This is a genomic window from Mesorhizobium robiniae (assembly GCF_040545535.1).
Lineage (GTDB): Bacteria > Pseudomonadota > Alphaproteobacteria > Rhizobiales > Rhizobiaceae > Mesorhizobium > Mesorhizobium robiniae.
The window spans coordinates 49800-66733 of record NZ_JBEPMC010000006.1 but is presented as its reverse complement, the minus strand read 5'-3'; the positions used below and the strand labels follow the sequence as shown (position 1 = coordinate 66733).

The window sequence follows — 16934 nt, the reverse complement described above, 5'->3', positions numbered from 1 at the left end:
TTGGACACGGATCTTGGCGGTTGAGAACGGATATTCGGCAAGTCAGCGGATTCCGATCGCAGGGCTTAAAATAAGAGGAGCGTTTCCGGTTATTTAGGGTTATATTAGCAATCTGACGCTTGCGGTGTTGGGGCACAGCAGGTGTTGACTGGATAAATCGACGAGTGGTCGGCCATGACCTTAAGGCCATCACCGTTCAATGGTTCCAGGTTTCGTTGGGGTAGTTCAATGTATCGAATCGTCATCGCCGACGATCACGGCTTGTATCGTCGTGGCCTGCGGTTGGCACTGACCGCAGGCATTCCAGGTGTAGAGATATTTGAGGCATCGTGTTTCGATGCCGTACTTAGTCTGCTGGCGGAACAGGCGTCCGTTGATCTTGCGATCCTGGACCTGAACATGCCGGGATTGTTCAATCAGGAAGTGCTCGGTGGCATTCTATCGGCCTATCCCGATACCCGATTTGCGATCGTTTCCGGAAACGATTCACGCTCGGAGATCCTCACGGCTCTGTCGATCGGACTTCACGGCTATATCGTAAAGTCGCAAAGGGACGAGGAGGTCGTCATGGCCGTCAACGAAATCCTTTCGGGCCGCATCTATGTCCCTGCCCTTCTGTCACGCCCGGGTGCAGCGCTAGCGACCCACGCACCTACTCCCGCCGAGCAAATCCCACAGCGACGTACCACCAGCGGCAATCTTGGCAGGCTGACCTCGAGGCAAAAGGAGGTCCTGAAGCTGATGGCAGAAGGGTATTCCAACAAGGAAATCGCGCGCGATCTGGAAATCGCCGAAGCGACAACGAAGATCCATGCCGCTGCGGTTCTGCGCGAGCTTGGGGTGCGGAATCGGACAGAGGCTGCCGTTATGCTGAAGACCTGGCTAACGGGCAACATCAACAATATCAATTAGAGCGCCGCGCGTCCTTTTGGATTTTCCAAAAATCGGCTCGATTTCTGGAAGCATGATGCGTTTAGGGACCGATTTCCTTGCGTGACAGCTTTAGCGAATATTGCAGCCCGTGATCCGATATTTCCAGCTTGGGGGAGTGACCGACAAGCGGCGCCCCATCCACCCCGATTATCATGGACCCGAAACCATGACGGACAACTTTTGCGGTCTGCCGCCGCCCCGATTCCACCCACTCGAACACGATGTCACTGCCCGGATCTTCCGATGCGAATGTCCAGCTTACCTCGACCCGGCCATTTGGATCGCCAAGCGCTCCATGTTTCAGGGAATTGGTCGTCAGCTCGTGAACAACCATCGCAAAGCTCTCGGCGGCGCCGCCTGATATCACGACAGAGGGACCGCTCACCGATATGTCGCGGGTTCCCATATAAGGTTGCAGCTCCAGGACAACGAGATCATGGAGCATCCCCGTCGCATTGCCGTTGCGTGAAAGCAGCAAATGCGTTGCCTCGAGCGCACGGATCCGGTCGATGAGCGTCTCTTTGTACTTGGCGACATTCTTCTCGGGAACATCGACCATGTTCACGAGCGCCGTGATAACCGGGAATAGGTTGCTGAACCTGTGGCGTTGTTCCAGCATAATGCGCTCCCGCTTCTTTGCCGCGGCGCGCAGCAGGGTAGTTTGTCGTCGCTCGGTCAGATCAGCGGCCACTCCGAGCCGCTGTAGACGATCATCATACTTCTCTTCTCTTCCGCGCAAGGCAACCCAGCGGATATGTCCATCCGGTCGCCGGACGCGAATCTCGACGTCGTAATTCGTGACCGATGAAGGCTTTCTCGATGCCAACAGCTTTGGCCAGTCCGCCGGATGAATGACTGCCGTCAGGTCCTCCAGACGGCGGCTAGCGGCCGGAGCCAGGCCGAGAATGTCCCAGAACGCGCCCGAACCGGTGACGATCCCGTCTTTAAGGTCGATCCGCCACGTGGCCAGGCGTCCAGCAGACAAAGCGAGATCCAGCCACTCCTTCTGAGCCCGAAGCGCTTCGTGTACAGCCCGTCGTTCCGAAATATCGTCGACCACCACGAAGATGCTTTCTGAGAGAACCCCGTCGGGCACTGACGAAGACAGGGTTAGCCGAGACCAGAATGCCGTACCGTCCTTTCGTGTCAGACGGACCTCCGAAGCAAACGAAGAAATGTCATTACCCAGCCCCGCCAACAACGGCTCCAAGGCGCCGCGGTCGTCCGGATGAACGAGTGTCTTGAGCCGTAATTTGGCAAGCTCCTCCTCCTCGTAACCTGTCATCTCACAGAGGCGTCTGTTGGATTGCAGCAACTCACCTTGCTTGTTGGTGTTTGCGAAACCCATAGCAGCGCGTTCGAACGCCCAACGATAGCGGCTTTCGGTTGCTTCGACGGCAGCAAGTCTCGCTTCGGCTACTTCCAGTACATCACGCAAGTCCTGCCGCAGCCGATTGAACGTCATGGCAATCACTGCGCCCGAAACCAGAAGCAGGATGGCGCGCGCCCAATCTTCGCTGGAGATCTGACCATGCAGGGTACCCCGCACCCATAGGCCGGCTGCCACCATCAGAATCGTCGCGGCAAGCGCAGGTCCCCGATCTTCAAGATAGGAAATAATAATAATAGCTGGAATAAACTCTAAAAAACTTGAGCCTCCTCCGATATATACTGAAGCTTTTATTTCGAATATTATAGTAGCAACTAATACCGACGCGGAGGCTATATGAGTTAGCAATCTGCCTGGCGGGTCCGAATTCGTCCTGCGCGACTGCGAGTTCATAGACATAGGCTACAACCTTTTAACTAGGCCGTCGAGACTAGAGCAGAAAACGTACAACCTAGTACGACTGCCGGATTGCCATACCGCTGTCACAGCGCGCATTTTATCTGGCGGGGGGAGCATGACTTGGTCAGAACTCCTCATAATATATAGAGTTTCAAGGTGATAGGGCCATTTTTTTAGCCCTATACACAAAAGACTGCCTGTAAATCCCGAATAACTTATTTCGGGGTGATTAAACTTTGGGGAGATCAAAAAAATGACTCTGATCGACAGACACAGTGATGCTGTTGCGCGCAACCGATACATTGTAGTAGGCGCCAAGTATGCCCCTGAGGCGTATAGCCCAGAGATGCTGCGGCCCTCATATCCTTATCCTCCAACTCGTGCATCTGATCGGCCCGATGCAGGCGGCGACGAACCAAGGAGACGCAGCCTCGAATCCATCACCGGCATGCTTGATCGCATCGGCTGCGGCTATCTCGTGCTGAACCGCGAACGAAAAGTGATCGAGTGGAACGCAGCCGCTCAGACCACGCTGGAGCGCCAGGGCGAAGCGGCTGAAACAGCCAGTGAGCTTTCGATCGCCCTGAGGCGGCTGGTCGCCAACGTTCCGGCCCATTTCCTGCCGGGTTCACTGTCATGGGTGGTGATCCGCAGTGCAGGCGACAGGCCGGTAATACTGAAAGAGAACGGAGTTGTCGCGCCTGACGGAACCAGCATCGTGGCATTGCTGGACCGCGAGAACAGGTCGGGGCCAAATCCGCAGACGCTGCAAAGGATGTTTGGCTTGACGAGCGCGGAAACCCACCTGGCGCTGCGCTTGGCCCAGGGCGATGCCCCGTTGGAGATCGCCCGCAGCTGGCGCCTCAGCCGCACCACGATCCGCTCACAGCTTGCCTCGCTCTTCGCCAAGACCGAAACGAGACGTCAGGCGGAATTGGTGGCTCTTCTGGGACGCATTTCGGTCTTACCATAGGGCTCGCCGTTTGGATCCAGGCACCGGACGTCGCATCCAGACGACCGGTATTGGGGCCTTTCAACATAGCCTAGCTAGTCGCGCGTTGCGTCGCGGGCAGAATGTCCTTGCGTCCTGGAGTTGAATGAACGAGTTAGCTATATCATGCCATCCGAAGATGACCGATTGCCGCGCGCCGGCGCGGGGAACCGCGGCGGATCGGATGTGCCTATAGCTAGGTTGAAGCCTGACCTCTTCAGCCTCCTGTTCAAGGGGTGCAAGGCCGAGCGCTACAGTGCCGGACAGCATCTCTTCATGCAGGAAGATAGTTCCGATCGCGTCTACGGCGTCATAAGCGGCACGATAGAGATATCCCTCTATTCGCCCGGCGGCCGCAAGCTTGTCGCCAACATCGAACTGTTGCAGAGCCTCGTGGGAGAAATCGGCGCTCTCGACGGAGGGCCCCGCACGGCGACCGCCATATGCCTTACCGATTGTGAGCTGGTTTCGGTCAGTCGCGCGAAGCTTTTCGAGCGGATCGACGAGCACCCGCCGCTGGCGCGCGCGCTGATCGAATTGCTTTGCGCGCGCCTGCGCTGGGTCAGTGGCGAAATGGGCGACCATGCCTTGCTCAAGATCGAGACGCGGCTGGCCAAGCGGCTGATTTTCCTGTCCGGCCTGATAGCCGACGCTGAGGGCTGGATACCGATCTCGCAAGCCGATGTCGCGGAGTTCCTCGGCGCAACGCGCGAATCGATCAACAAGACGCTGAACTACTGGCGAAGCCGGTCCTTTATCGCGATAAAGAGGGGTGGCATTCGCATCACAGACAAGCAGGCCTTGCACGATATTGCCGATTTAGAGGACGATTGAATCCGTCGCCCACTGTTCACAGCCGGGAGATGAGATAGCGCATTGCCGAACGGCTCGGCATGAAGAAATAGCCGCCGCCGCGCGTGGTCACGAAATCAGGAAGCTCTTCGATCACGACGCCTCCACCCGGCAACGGGATCGTGAACCGGCCGCCTCCGTTCTGCGCGCCGATCGTTGGATCCTTTTCTTCCTGCAGGCCGTGGAAGGAGACGGCCGAAACCCAGCTCTGCTGGATGAACTCGTATTGACGTTCGATATCGGCGTTCAGGCACATGAAAAGCAAACCCTTCTCCTCGTCCCGTTCATAGGTGCGGCCGACGCGCAGGATACGGTGACGCTTGTTGATTCTGATCTGGCTGTCGTGATCCTCGCTCAGCGAGTCGCGCGGGTTGGAGCGCCTCACATGCGAGCCCAGTGGGCAATGCAGCCCCTGCGGATCTTCCTTCCCGAACGAGAAATCATTGTCCGGCTCACGCTTACCGCGCCCGTTCGGATTGCGCACGAGCGATGTCCCGTCCTGCCAACGTCCGACCATCTTGGCGGCGATCCAGTGTGGATCTATGGATCCATGCCCTTTGAGCTGCTGTTTTTTCGCCTCTGCCCTGCAGTACGCGCGGAACGTCTCGACGTGTTGCTGAATCTGGCGCACGACGACGAAGGAGCCATTCCTGCCGAAATCCCTCATAACGGCCGCCGCGCCGAACAGGGCGGCGGTTCCACCGTCCAGCGCGGGCAATATGCCGCCGCGATCGAGCGATGAGGGCACTGTCGGCGTTGGCGGGTAGAAGCCGAGCTCGTCCTTGTATCCGAAAAGGAACTCCCCCGGCGCCACGACATGCATGGGCGCGACCGGCGCATTCGCGCGCGGCGTGCCGCTGACCACCGGCTGCGAAATGCCGTCCGCGAAGCCGAAATGCTCGAACGCCTGCTTTCCCTTGCGATGTATGACGAGCGGCAATTCCACAACGATCGTGATCCCCGCCGTCTTGCTGTGTTTTTCGAACTCCGCGACATCCTGCTTCAGCGTGTCCAGATCGGCCGCGTAGCAAACGACTGCCGCGTCCACCGGCTTCTCCAGCGAACCCCATTCCCAATGCTCCGGTGCGCTCGACCCGACATCGTCAAGCGCCCGGCTTCTGGCCGGGCTGGCTATGCCCTGACGAAAGGCAGACGGAAACGTCGCCAATGCTCCCTCCGGGCTAGTGTCCTCCAGGCCGAGCCGCGCCAGGCCATCGGGGCCAAACATGGTCATCATCGCACGCTCTTTGGGAAGCTGGTTTGCGAAGCTCGTCCGTTTGGCGACGAACTCCAGCCATGCCTTGCGCTTCGCCCTTGAAAGCCCCTCCGGAATACGCACTGCAATCATCCGTGCGTGTGGCAGCGGGCCGAGGGGTCCAAAGAAGATGGTCTGGATCTCACCGGCTTCCAGCGCACCGGCTGGCCGCGGCAGCGAGCCGAACAGACCGAGCCAGTCGCGCGCCTCACTCTCGGTGGCCGCCTTGGCAATGCCGCGGCGTATCAGCGAGTTGATCCGGATTCGGCCGGTGTTCAGCTTGGGGTAGGCTGAATACCAGAACAGCGTCGGTATCTGTTGTCGCCTTGCCCAGCGCTTGAAGCGGTCGCCGTCGGTCGCGCCGTCGAGAAAAAGCGCGCGAGTGCGCGGAAAGCCAATTGTGTTGCTCCACACGCCCGTCAGGCCGCTATGCGCCTTGTTTATGAAATCTTCGAGATAGCTTTCCCAACTGCCGCCGAAATTGCTGAAGAACATCAGCTTGTCGGTCCCTGGCAGTTTCACCCAGCGCGCGAAATGGATCGTATTGATGTCGGCAAGATGACCCGGCCGGAAGATATTCTTTGCCGAGATCGAAATGAGATAAAACGACAGGCGCAGCGCCCATCGCCGCAGGATTCCCGGCTTCATGACCGAAATCGCCGTCAAATTGTTCTGCAGAGTGTGATTCTCGCGCGAGATGACCGCTTCCAGGCGAGCAGGATTTATTGAGGTATCTTGCGGCACGTCGCGTTTTTCGAGACGTCGCAGCCCGAGATAGAGAAGCAGCGCGATGAACAGGATAAGCAGTGTCACCCCCACGAGAGTCAACACCAGGGACGTACCCGCGACCAGCAAGATTCGGGAAAAACCGGTCGGGGAGTCGAAAACGAGACTGTAGGTGATCCACCAGCAGGCGAGCAGGCCAACAAACACAGAAGCGAGTACCGCCGGTGCTCTCAGCGTGCTTGTGACGGCCCTCCAGAAGCTTCCCGCAGGTTGCTCCAGAAGACTTTCAGCTGGCTCGAACGCCCAGCCATAGGACCCCCGCGCCGCGAGACGATTTCGAACCGCGGCCAGCGTTGCGCCGGCATTCTCATCCGCCGGATGGTCTATTTCCGCGATGATCTTGCGCACGGCGTTCTCCAGATCGGCTTCGGCTCGTATCCGGGCAACCGAATGTCCGGGCGTGCCGGAAAACACCAGCCCGGCATTGCTGCCGAACAATTGTGAAATTTTCACCGCACGCTTGCGCATGAACTCTTTAAGCGGTTCGTCGTGACCGAGGCCGCACCCCTCCTCGAAGATACTGCGGAGAAAGTGACCGGTTTCCGCCGCGAAACTATCGATGACTTCCTCGTCGGAGCCGTCGCCGGAAAATTCCAGCACGAGATGTGCCTCGTCATCATCCCGCTCGTCGGCGGGATCGGCCTTGCAGGCAACAGCGAGGCTGGCGAAATGAATGGTCCCGTTCGCGTCGAGCGCGGCGGCGATCTCGCCACCGGCAGGGTTGCCGAGCGCCGCAACATTTTCACGCAGGGCGGCCAGGGAGACCCCACGATCGATCTTGCAGACCACAGTGACCATCGCGTGTCGAACGGTCTCGGAAAGAGGCGAGATATCGAAATCGACCTTCAGGCTTTCGGGGTATGCACCCAATGATCTAAGGCGACCGGCCCTGCCAGCGGCACGCCGGACCCCAGGCTTTGCGAAGAGCGCACGAAAAGCTTCGGCAATCTGGATCCGCGCCAGCGCAGCGCCGATGCACTGATGAATACCATGGCCGAAGACGAGATAATCGCTGGCAGGACGGTCCATGTCGAACTCGTTCGGCCGCTGGACGGCATCAGGATCGAACATCGCCGACAATGTCGCCGGCATCACGGCCGTACCTGCCTTTACCAGCCGCTCGCGGCGAGTTCCCCTGGCGATCACGGTGTCCTGGGTGGTGTAGCGGAAGGGACCGATCCAGATAGGCTTGAACCGCATCGCTTCCAGGATCGCGCGACCGAGCCTTTCATCGTCACCCACGGCTATGGCGCCTTCCACCGCTGCCTGCGCCTCCGGCCGGGAAAGAACCACGTCGAGGCAATTGCTGCCTGCGAGAAGATTTGTTGGCGCGAAGCCGGCGATCATGCCGAGCATGATGGAATGGATTTCTTTAAGGCTTGTGGCAGGCTGGCTGCGGTCGAGCATTTCCACCAGACGACCGAGCGGTGTCTGGAGACTACCCCGGCCTTCGCGGATCGTCTCGATCGAGCGGTCGATGGCCTTCACCATGTGGCCCGCCGCGACGATGGCGAGTTCGCGAGCTACAGGACCGCCGAAAGGGTCGGCGAAGAACAAACCGCTCAACGCATTTGCCCAGTTCGCGAATTCGGCATCGTCATCGATCACAATCCCAAAATAATCCCGGCAGATGCGCACCGGAACAACCTTGAGGAGATCGCGCACCACATCGAAGCCCGGTCCGGCTGTCAGCATGATCTCGCGCGAATGGCGGGCGGCGATGGGTCTTGCCACACGTTCCACCTCGTCGACCGGGAAGGCGCTGAGGATGGTCGATTTCATCCGGCGATATGCCGGCCCATCCTGCATGCCGAGAATGAAATTCGTCCCGCCGGCAATCTCCGTCATTTCGAGGCCATACGGCGTCTGGAAAATATCCTGCCGCTCCAAGATTTCACGGACGTCCTCGTTCCTGGTCACGAGCAGGATGTTGCCGAGCTTCAACATCGGCCAGAAGCGCCGCAGAAGCGCCAGCATCCAGCGGGGATTCTGAAGCAGGCGATTTGTCAGGCGGCCGATCAGGCTCGTGGAGCGAAGGCGCTCGACGTCGAAGGCAGGCAATTCCGCCGCCGGCCGCTGATCTTTCTGAGCCCGGCGAACGCCGTCGTAGTATTTGGTGATGATCATCGCTTCAGGCCCCCGGCATCCCGGCCGACGGGATGCCCAACGATTTGATCTACGTTTGCTCGCCTCCGGCGTATGTGAGCTGGTTCACAGTTTTTTGCCGCCCCATTCTCATTGCACCCTCTCGAAGTTCTCTATGAGGAAAGCGTTCGCCGACTTTTCGGTAAACGGTATCCAGTCCACCTGCTGGCGCGAAAAATCAGGATGGCGCGTCTGGAAGATCGCGCGTTCCGCACGCGCCTCGGCGTCGCGTCCGCTGCGCGCGAGCGCGCCTATCTTGAGGAATCGGGAGTAGAAATAACCGGGAGACAACTCGAGCGAGCGATCGGCGGTGGCAATCGCCGAATCCCAATCATGAGCGAAACTGTAGGCCGCAGTCAGTTCGCCGAGATTGTGGAAGCCATATATGTCGAACGGACTCAGCCGCTCCGCAGCGAGGAACAGGGGGATCGCCTCCCTTATCTGCCCAAGCAGAAGATGGGCGCTGCCCATTGCCGAGCACGCAAAGGCAAAGCTTGGATTGATACGAAGCGCCTCGCGCAGATGTGCCAATGCCGATTTCGGCTGCCCGCGCATGATATCGGTAATGCCCAGATAAGCATGGGGACGCGCATCCTGACTGTCCATCAGCAGCGCCTTGCGGGAATAGTCAACCACCTTGGCAAGATGTTCGTTGTCGCCGAAGCGCAGCCAGCTGCGCCAGAAATGCCACCAGGCGAGTTCGTTGAGCACGGCCGAGGAATTCGGGTCTTCGAGATAGGCTTTTTGGAAGAACTCGAAGGCGAGTTCAGTATCCTCGCGCGTGCGACGCTGCATGTGCCAGCGCCCGCGTCTCACGAGTTGCCACGTCTCCATGCTTTCCCAAGGCACCTGGAATGTGCGCACCTGCTCGGCCCGATCGACCTCCTTTTCCAGCATCGACACGATTTCAGCACCGATCTCGTCCTGCAAATCGACGATGCCGGCGAAGTCGCGATCGAACCTGCGCGACCAGACCACCCTTCCATTCGAGGCGTCGGCAAGGCTGACGTTCAGCCGAAGTCCGCTGCTGCGGGAAAGCTTTCCGCTGACGACGTAGCGGGCGCCAAGCGCGTTACCGACAAGCCGGGTGTCGAGCATATCGTCGCGAAACTGAAAGCTGGAGCTTTCGGCGATGACCGGCAGCCATCTTGTGTTGGACAGCCCCTGTATTATGTCCTCGGCGATGCCGTCCGCCATATACTCGATTTCGCGATCGTCCCCGTCAATGCGGAATGGCAGGACCGCGATCGCTGGCGGGCCGTTCGCCGTGGATTTCAAACGTATGGAACCGGGAATGCCTCCGGCCGCGGGCGGCATCGTGCCTTGTCCCTCGCCGCTTCGGGCCACGACGAAGAGACGGACCGGCAAAGCGATGTTCTTCAGCGAAAACTCACCGAGATCGGTGAACTTGGCCGCCGATTTACCCTTCACATGGTGCCAGGTGGTCTCGGAAATTGCGACGCCGTCATGTGGCGCGAACTCCTGGATGCGCGCCGCGATGTTCACATCGTCGCCGTAGAGACTTTCACCGCGGACAATTACGTTGCCGGTGTGTATGCCCGCGCGAAAAGGCATGCGCATGTCCGGCACAACCGCGGCGTTGATTGCTGCGATCTTCTCCTGAAAGTCGAATGCCGCCCGCAAGGCCTCGATCGGAGCTCCGAATTCGGCCATGAGGCTGTCGCCGGCAGCGCCGAACATTCGTCCGCCGAAGGAGGTGCAGCTTTCGATAATCAGCGCCCGTCGCCCTTCGAACGCTGAAACTGCAGCCTCGTCATTGAGACCCATCAGACGCGAGAATCCAACCGCATCAATGGAAATGATAGTCGCGAGCTGACGGATATATTGCCGCTCAGCCATTCCCCTTACCACCCTCCACCGAAACGTTAGCGCTGTCATCCGCACGCTGCAATCGAAATTGTGGGCTCACCTATGCGAATGTAAAAATTTTCACATACGAGCGTTCTCGCAATCTGCATTGTAGGCGAGGGTCGGGGAAAGCACCCCAGAAAGCCGGGTATATTTGGTGGATTACCCACGCGATTTCTATTTCACCCGATAGCAATGAAATAGATTCCGTAAATCGTTCCATCGCATCCTTTCCGCTTGCTTCTGGTTGGTTAAATTTTGGGGAGATTAACAAGATGACTCTGGTCGACAGACACAGCAATGCTGTTGCGCGCAACCGGTACATTCCGATGGGCGCCAAGTATAATCGCGAGCCACATACGACGCGGCCTTTTTATGCTTTTCCAACTCGTGCATCTGATCGGCCGGATGCAGGCGGCGACGAACCAGGAAGACGCAGCCTCGAATCCATCACCGGCATGCTTGATCGCATCGGCTGCGGCTATCTCGTGCTGAACCGCGAACGAAAAGTGATCGAGTGGAATGTGGCCGCTCAAACCACGCTGGAGCGCCAGGGCGAAGCGGCTGAAACAGCCAGTGAGCTTTCGATCGCCCTGAGGCGGCTGGTCGCCAACGTTCCGGCCCATTTCCTGCCGGGTTCACTGTCTTGGGTGGTGATCCGCAGCGCAGGCGACAGGCCGGTGATATTGAGAGAGGACGGCGTTGTCGCGCCTGACGGAACCAGCATCGTGGCATTGCTGGACCGCGAGAACAGGTCGGGGCCAAACCCGCAGACGCTCCAAAGGATGTTTGGCTTGACGAGCGCAGAAACCAACCTGGCGCTGCGCCTGGCTCAGGGCGATGCGCCGTTGGAGATCGCCCGCAGCTGGCGCCTCAGCCCCACCACGATCCGTTCCCAGCTTGCCTCGCTCTTCGCCAAGACCGAAACGAGACGCCAAGCGGAATTGGTGGCTCTTCTGGGGCGTATTTCGGTCTTGCCATAAGGGATCCCAGGCACCGTGGATCGCCCTGCAGATCGCGCATCGCACTGCCCGGTTCGTCGCACTTAGGGTTACCCGATATCAGCGACAGCCGGCCCGAGGAGGTCAGCCGGCTGATCCATCGTTCAGACGAATGATGGCGAGGTTTGGCACCCATCATAAGCTCCGGTAAACCTTCTCGGAATCGCGATCTCATGCCCCAAAGCTACTTTCTGAGATACAGGACGATTCCTGCGGTCGAAAGAATGATCACCGGTGTTCCTGCAAGCCCGACTGGCAAAATCCTTCGCGCGGCAGGAGGCGTTTCGGCGATGGCGATCGCCGGCCAGCTTACTCTCGTTGCTGCTATCCCCGTGCTGGCCCGGGTCTATTCCCCGGCCGATTTCGGGATCTTCACGATCTATCTCTCGATCGTGAACATTCTCGGCGCAGTCGCAGCACTGCGCTTCGAGGCCTCTCTCTATGGCGTCAAGGACAATGCTCGGGCGTATGTTACTGTTAAGCTCATCCTCTTGGCTGTCGTGGTGACGAGTGTTGTCGCCTTTGCGGCAGGACAACTGTTGTCGGGCATCGTTCCCGCGCGCGTCAGCCACCTCGTCTGGCTGGTTCCACTTGGGATGGCGGGCGCAGGCCTCGTCGAAGCCATGAACTGCTGGAGTTTACGGGCAGGTCTTTTGCGCGATTTTGCCCTCGGCCGCCTGATCTTGCCGGCGACCATGGCGCTGTTGCAGTTGACTTTCGGTCTCGCCCATTTCCAAGGCGAGTCTATGGTGCATGCTCATATCCTGAGCCAATTCATCTTTATCGGAATCCTCGGCTATCGGGTTCTGAGCTGGGAAGACATCCGGGGCATCGTCCGAGCGCGGTGGCGGACCGTCTTTGCCATCGCCAGGCGAGAATACAAATTCCCGTTGTTCGACATTCCTTCAGCCCTCGCGAGCTTCGCCATCATCAATCTTCCCGCGATTCTCGTTGGCTCGTTGTTTGGCGCCGCCTTCGCCGGTTACCTGGGCGTTGCAGCGCGGCTCATCACTGGACCCGTCACGCTGATTGCCACTCCGCTCAGCAATGTTTTCGTGGCCGAGGCGAACAAAAAAAGCAGTCGCGGGCATCTGATCGGCACCGCACGCGGCCTCTTGATTCTTGCAGCCGGCCTAACCGCGTTACCAATACTGGCGCTTGGGCTGGCCGCACCATATATCGTCGTTCCTCTCCTCGGCGAGCCTTGGGTTCCAGCCGCAGAAATTATGACCGCGCTGGCGTTCATGGGCGCTGCGCAGGCCTTGTCGACGCCGCTTCAAGATGTCCCCGCTCTCCTGCGGCGACAGGAGGTGCGACTTCTCGTCGACACCGCGCGGACGGCACTTGTATTCGGTCCACTTCTCTTCGGTGCTGCGGCGGGTTTGGCACCGCTCACCGTCATTTACCTGATGGCGGCCGGCGGGACCGTCGGCTTTGCAATAAAAACGGCGGCCTATCTGTATCTTTTGAGCCACGACGTTCAATTCGCAGGAGCGGCCATGCCAAAGCAGATTCACCGTCTCGAGGGAAAGACACCATGAAGCAATCGCCGCTTGATCAGTTCCAAACGACCGATGTGGTTGACCAAAATCATTGCGCTGATGCATCGGGACTGCGCCCGTTCATATCGGTCGGAATCCCAACTTTTCGCCGACCGGATACAATCCGCCGGGCGATTGATAGCATCCTGCATCAGGATTTTTCCAATTGGGAACTGGTCGTCAGCGATGACGAGGGGCCAGAGGGATCGACTTGGGCAATCGTGACCGAATATGCCCGGGCCGAGCCTCGAATCCGAATTGTCGAAAACCGCCGAGGTCGTGGCCAGGTGGAGAACACCAACAATGCCATGCTCGCCTGCACCGGAAAATGGATCAAGTTGCTGCATGACGATGACTGGCTCGCACCAGGCGCGCTCAAGACATTTGCCGAGGTTTCCAAGAAACACCCCTCGGCTGCATTCATAACCTGCGCCGCGAACGTAATGGAAGAAAAGCGGGTCAAGTTCCGTTTGGCGCCGCAGGACCGAGAACGGATTTCGGTCTATTCGAGCCAGCAATGCCTGACCGACCTCTATCTGGTCCGCACGACGCGCACCCTTGGAATCATCCCATCGACACTATTAATCAACCGCGACGTCATCCACGCCGGTTGCCTGATGCGTGCGCACAAATCGATCCCGGCCGGAGTCGACCAATTGTTCTTTGTCGACCTGGCCCGCCATGGATACATGGTCGCAATAAACGATGGCTTGATTTTCTACGACGCGACGAACCATCCGAGCATCACGACATCGAAGAATTTCGACGAGGTGGATCAGGTAACCCTTGCCGTCAAACAGCTAAACTGGAACCTCATCGAGGATAGGAAACACCTCCCTCGCCCAGAGACCGTGTTGCGGGCGCTGCGGGTCGCTCGTCTTCCGATGAGATTTCATCGTCAGCCCTGGCGAGCGACAATCCGTGATGCCATGCAAATTCTTCGTCCGTCAGTTATGAAAGTCGCGAACCAGCACATTCTTGCTTACCTGTTCGCGATCCGCCCGCGATTGGGCCGGTTGCTTACCCGGACACGATAGCTCTCAATCTCGCAAAAGAACGCAGCCCTGCCGAAGCCCGGCGTATATGCGGGAGCGGGGTCGCGCTCTGTTATCAGATTCGGAGAAACGGATTCCGGTTTACAGATGAGAGCGGAGCGACTGTGCACTCCCGCTCGGGGAAGATCTCAGCTGCTTCATCGCTGACCACCGGTATCGAGATCGGCTCCGATGCCTCGATTGGCCAGCCACCTGCTCTCACTCACCCGCAAGGAACGCTCTTCGCAGGTCCGACGGCGTGGACGGGAGGTTCGTGAGCGGTCACCGCTTGACGGATCGGGGGCCTGAGGGATCGGGGGCCTGCAGACTCGGCGGTCGATAACCCAGCCTACCGGTCGATGTCATCAGTCGGATCGCAACGTTGTTGGGTTATGGTCCCATACAGCTGATGGCCTGTCTCCTCGACGGGGCAGGCGGCGCCCGTCGGCCGCGCGCCCACGCCTCCCCGGCGATCGGCACAGGGTTGGCGAATGCGCCAGCAGCAGGCGCACTCATCATGTTCTCACGAGCAAGAGATCAGCGCTGTCTCCGAACCGATAGCCGGCGTGCTTTTTGAGATCAACCTGGGTGAGAACACTCCCAATGGGGACCTGAGCCGACACATCGCCCTCAAACAGGTCCAGAACGCCGCGCGCGATACTGCGAGGTGTCTTCGCCCAGCGAACAGCAAAAAGAACCATGTTAGCCCAGCCGATCAGGAGCCTGGCCTCTGGCCCTCCCAGTCCCAGCGGCCCATTTATGATGACGACGCTATAGATCGAGTGTAACTCCTCCGCGAGCAGGGAGCTGTCGGCTTTGGACAGCAGCGGCAGCAGATCCTCCGACGGTGCGATGGCCATAAAATCGATTCCGGTTTCGGACGTTTCCGCGATTGCATCGTGCAGGGCGCAACGGTCGCTCACATAGTCTCCGAAAGAATTATGCGGCTTGGGTGCACCGAACTCGGCCGTGAGGCGAGAACCCGTGCGGTCAAGATCGAGGAAAAGCACTCGCCCGCCCAGTCGGGTGGCTGCCAAGGCCAAGCTCCATGCAAGCTCGGTCTTGCCATCATGCTGGACACTCGAGGTCACGAGGATCACGTGCGACGAGCGATCTCTCGCCTGATTGGGCGCCGCGGTGACAAGCAGGGACATCACGGCTCGGCTATATCTGGACGACTGCTGACCTAAAACCAGCTGCTGCAGTCGCCTCGCATGCGTCGTGGGGGCTTGGGGTATCAGCCCCAGGCACGGAACCCCGAGTGCTGCTTCAGCCTCGGCCTCGCCGCGCAAAGTACGGTCAAAGCGGTTGCTGATAATGACGAAGATGCCGCCCATGAGGCCAAACACAACCATGCCGGGCGGAATAAGGAAGATTGGCGAAAGAGTTGTTGGATTGGCGGGCGGCCACGCCGCTGAAAGAATGCCGACCCCGGAGGATGGACTTGCGATACGCCGCATCAAGTCCTGTTGCCGGGTCAAAAGGTCGTTGTATCGCTGCGTCAGAATGCTGACCTGCGGCTCGAGAGCACGCAATCCGGAAAGCCGGCCGGCTGTATCGGCCACAACCGCATCCAGGACGTCCTTACGCTTTTGCAGCGCCGCTACCTGAGAGCGATAGATATTCGCCTCAGCAGCGATGCGGGCGGTTTCTTGTTCGATCTCATGGTTGATCGCGCTTGTGGTATCTTTATCCGTTGCGCCACTGGTCTGGCGAGCCAAGAGGTCGGCCAGCACGGGTGATCCGATGGCTTCGACCAACGAGGCGACCGACGCACGCCCCTTTCGCAGTTCCTGAATGTGTTGGAGTCGAGATTCCGTCGCGGAGAGGTCCGCTTTCGACAAGGAAATTTGCTGGGTGAGTTCGGCTGTCTCCTTGGCAGCGTTGTCCGCCGCACCTTGATCGACCGCGCCATGGCTCAGCCGATATCTCTCCAGACGATCGGTGGCTTCTGCGAGATTGCTTTGGATGGCCGGCAGTCCCGCAGCTATCGAGGCGAGTTCCAGCCTGTCCGATGCTTGGCCCTTCCTTGCGAGATCGGCGATATACACTTGGACAAATGTATTCGCCACTTGAGCGGCCCGCGCCGGATCGTCATCGGTAAAGCCGATGCTGATAACTCTTGATCGCAGTTCCTGTCCAATCCTTATACGCTCGCGCAGCACCTTGAGTTCAGCCGCATCTGGCTCCGCCGGCTTGCTCTGCGGCCAAATTCTGGCCAGCAGACCGGCCGGAGCAGCGCGCACATTCGGCGGCGCGACGCGAGCAGGGTCGGGACGAGAGTTTCCAGTCCCGGCATCAGCCTGTTTCGTGACATCAGCCTGTTTCGTAATATTGGCAGCGTCCGTTTTGCGCAGCGCTGCGACTACGCTTCGTAGGTGGCTTGACGAGGAGAGCATGGTTATATGGTCGTCAATGCTGGAATCCAGCACTTCCTGAGCAGAGACCAAGCCGCCGGGCGCCACTCTACCAGGTGCGTCGACGATTACCTGTGTGGTGGCCTCATATAAGGCAGGCCGTGCAAGACCTGCCAGCGCCGCCAACAGGCCGCCTGTGACGGCCATGCCCAGCAGGAACCATTTTTTTCTTAAGAGGGTGACGAGAAGCTGATGGAACGGGGCTTGCGTATCCATCTGCTCGCGTAACGGCCGTCTCATGCGCGGATTGATTTCGCGCGCAGGTACGGGCATTTCCGTGACGTGCGGAAGGTGGATGCGACTAACTATAGATCCTTCCAT

Annotated in this window: 10 protein-coding genes; 6 read left to right on the top strand and 4 right to left on the bottom strand. The window is 59.0% G+C overall.

Translation table 11 applies throughout. The features are described from left to right. The first annotated feature begins 228 nt into the window (after nucleotides 1-228). Nucleotides 229-912 (top strand): response regulator transcription factor, encoded by a 684-nt coding sequence (locus ABID19_RS17480; protein ID WP_354492555.1) that lies wholly within the window; start codon nucleotides 229-231, stop codon nucleotides 910-912. 61 nt (nucleotides 913-973) lie between these two features. Here the strand turns inward: ABID19_RS17480 and ABID19_RS17475 are convergent, their stop codons facing one another. Beyond that, the gene (locus ABID19_RS17475; RefSeq protein WP_354492242.1) at nucleotides 974-2503 is read right to left on the bottom strand and encodes a PAS domain S-box protein; all 1530 of its coding nucleotides are present in this window, start codon (nucleotides 2501-2503) and stop codon (nucleotides 974-976) included. A gap of 472 nt (nucleotides 2504-2975) precedes the next feature. On the opposite strand from ABID19_RS17475, the gene ABID19_RS17470 reads away from it, so the two are divergent. Further along, nucleotides 2976-3695: a helix-turn-helix transcriptional regulator gene (locus ABID19_RS17470; protein ID WP_354492241.1), complete on the top strand. Its 720-nt coding sequence runs from the start codon at nucleotides 2976-2978 to the stop codon at nucleotides 3693-3695. 204 nt (nucleotides 3696-3899) lie between these two features. Continuing rightward, nucleotides 3900-4547: a Crp/Fnr family transcriptional regulator gene (locus tag ABID19_RS17465; RefSeq protein WP_354492240.1), complete on the top strand. Its 648-nt coding sequence runs from the start codon at nucleotides 3900-3902 to the stop codon at nucleotides 4545-4547. Between the two features lie 16 nt (nucleotides 4548-4563). Here the strand turns inward: ABID19_RS17465 and ABID19_RS17460 are convergent, their stop codons facing one another. Together ABID19_RS17460 and ABID19_RS17455 are read right to left on the bottom strand one after the other, a co-directional pair. After that, a complete protein-coding gene (locus tag ABID19_RS17460) occupies nucleotides 4564-8733 on the bottom strand; it encodes a cytochrome P450 (RefSeq protein ID WP_354492239.1) in 4170 nt (1389 codons plus the stop codon). Between the two features lie 108 nt (nucleotides 8734-8841). Then, nucleotides 8842-10611: an adenylate/guanylate cyclase domain-containing protein gene (locus ABID19_RS17455; protein ID WP_354492238.1), complete on the bottom strand. Its 1770-nt coding sequence runs from the start codon at nucleotides 10609-10611 to the stop codon at nucleotides 8842-8844. A 284-nt stretch (nucleotides 10612-10895) separates the two neighbouring features. On the opposite strand from ABID19_RS17455, the gene ABID19_RS17450 reads away from it, so the two are divergent. From ABID19_RS17450 to ABID19_RS17440, 3 genes are all read left to right on the top strand, one after another. Next, on the top strand, nucleotides 10896-11603 hold the full coding sequence (locus ABID19_RS17450; protein WP_354492237.1) for a helix-turn-helix transcriptional regulator: 708 nt from the start codon (nucleotides 10896-10898) through the stop codon (nucleotides 11601-11603). 242 nt (nucleotides 11604-11845) lie between these two features. Further along, nucleotides 11846-13162 carry a lipopolysaccharide biosynthesis protein gene (locus ABID19_RS17445; protein WP_354492236.1) on the top strand — a complete coding sequence of 439 codons (1317 nt, stop codon included), beginning with the start codon at nucleotides 11846-11848 and terminating at the stop codon, nucleotides 13160-13162. Next, on the top strand, nucleotides 13159-14199 hold the full coding sequence (locus tag ABID19_RS17440; protein ID WP_354492235.1) for a glycosyltransferase family 2 protein: 1041 nt from the start codon (nucleotides 13159-13161) through the stop codon (nucleotides 14197-14199). Before ABID19_RS17445 ends, ABID19_RS17440 begins: the two co-directional genes overlap by 4 nt. Before the next feature lie 512 nt (nucleotides 14200-14711). Here the strand turns inward: ABID19_RS17440 and ABID19_RS17435 are convergent. Then, on the bottom strand, nucleotides 14712-16934 hold the full coding sequence (locus tag ABID19_RS17435) for a GumC family protein (RefSeq protein WP_354492234.1): 2223 nt from the start codon (nucleotides 16932-16934) through the stop codon (nucleotides 14712-14714).

Coding starts and splice junctions, on each gene's coding strand:
- ABID19_RS17480 (WP_354492555.1), top strand. CDS start 229: ATGTATCGAATCGTCATCGCCGACGATCACGGCTTGTATCGTCGTGGC.
- ABID19_RS17475 (WP_354492242.1), bottom strand. CDS start 2,503: ATGGTGGCAGCCGGCCTATGGGTGCGGGGTACCCTGCATGGTCAGATC.
- ABID19_RS17470 (WP_354492241.1), top strand. CDS start 2,976: ATGACTCTGATCGACAGACACAGTGATGCTGTTGCGCGCAACCGATAC.
- ABID19_RS17460 (WP_354492239.1), bottom strand. CDS start 8,733: ATGATCATCACCAAATACTACGACGGCGTTCGCCGGGCTCAGAAAGAT.
- ABID19_RS17455 (WP_354492238.1), bottom strand. CDS start 10,611: ATGGCTGAGCGGCAATATATCCGTCAGCTCGCGACTATCATTTCCATT.
- ABID19_RS17450 (WP_354492237.1), top strand. CDS start 10,896: ATGACTCTGGTCGACAGACACAGCAATGCTGTTGCGCGCAACCGGTAC.
- ABID19_RS17445 (WP_354492236.1), top strand. CDS start 11,846: ATGATCACCGGTGTTCCTGCAAGCCCGACTGGCAAAATCCTTCGCGCG.
- ABID19_RS17440 (WP_354492235.1), top strand. CDS start 13,159: ATGAAGCAATCGCCGCTTGATCAGTTCCAAACGACCGATGTGGTTGAC.
- ABID19_RS17435 (WP_354492234.1), bottom strand. CDS start 16,934: ATGGAAGGATCTATAGTTAGTCGCATCCACCTTCCGCACGTCACGGAA.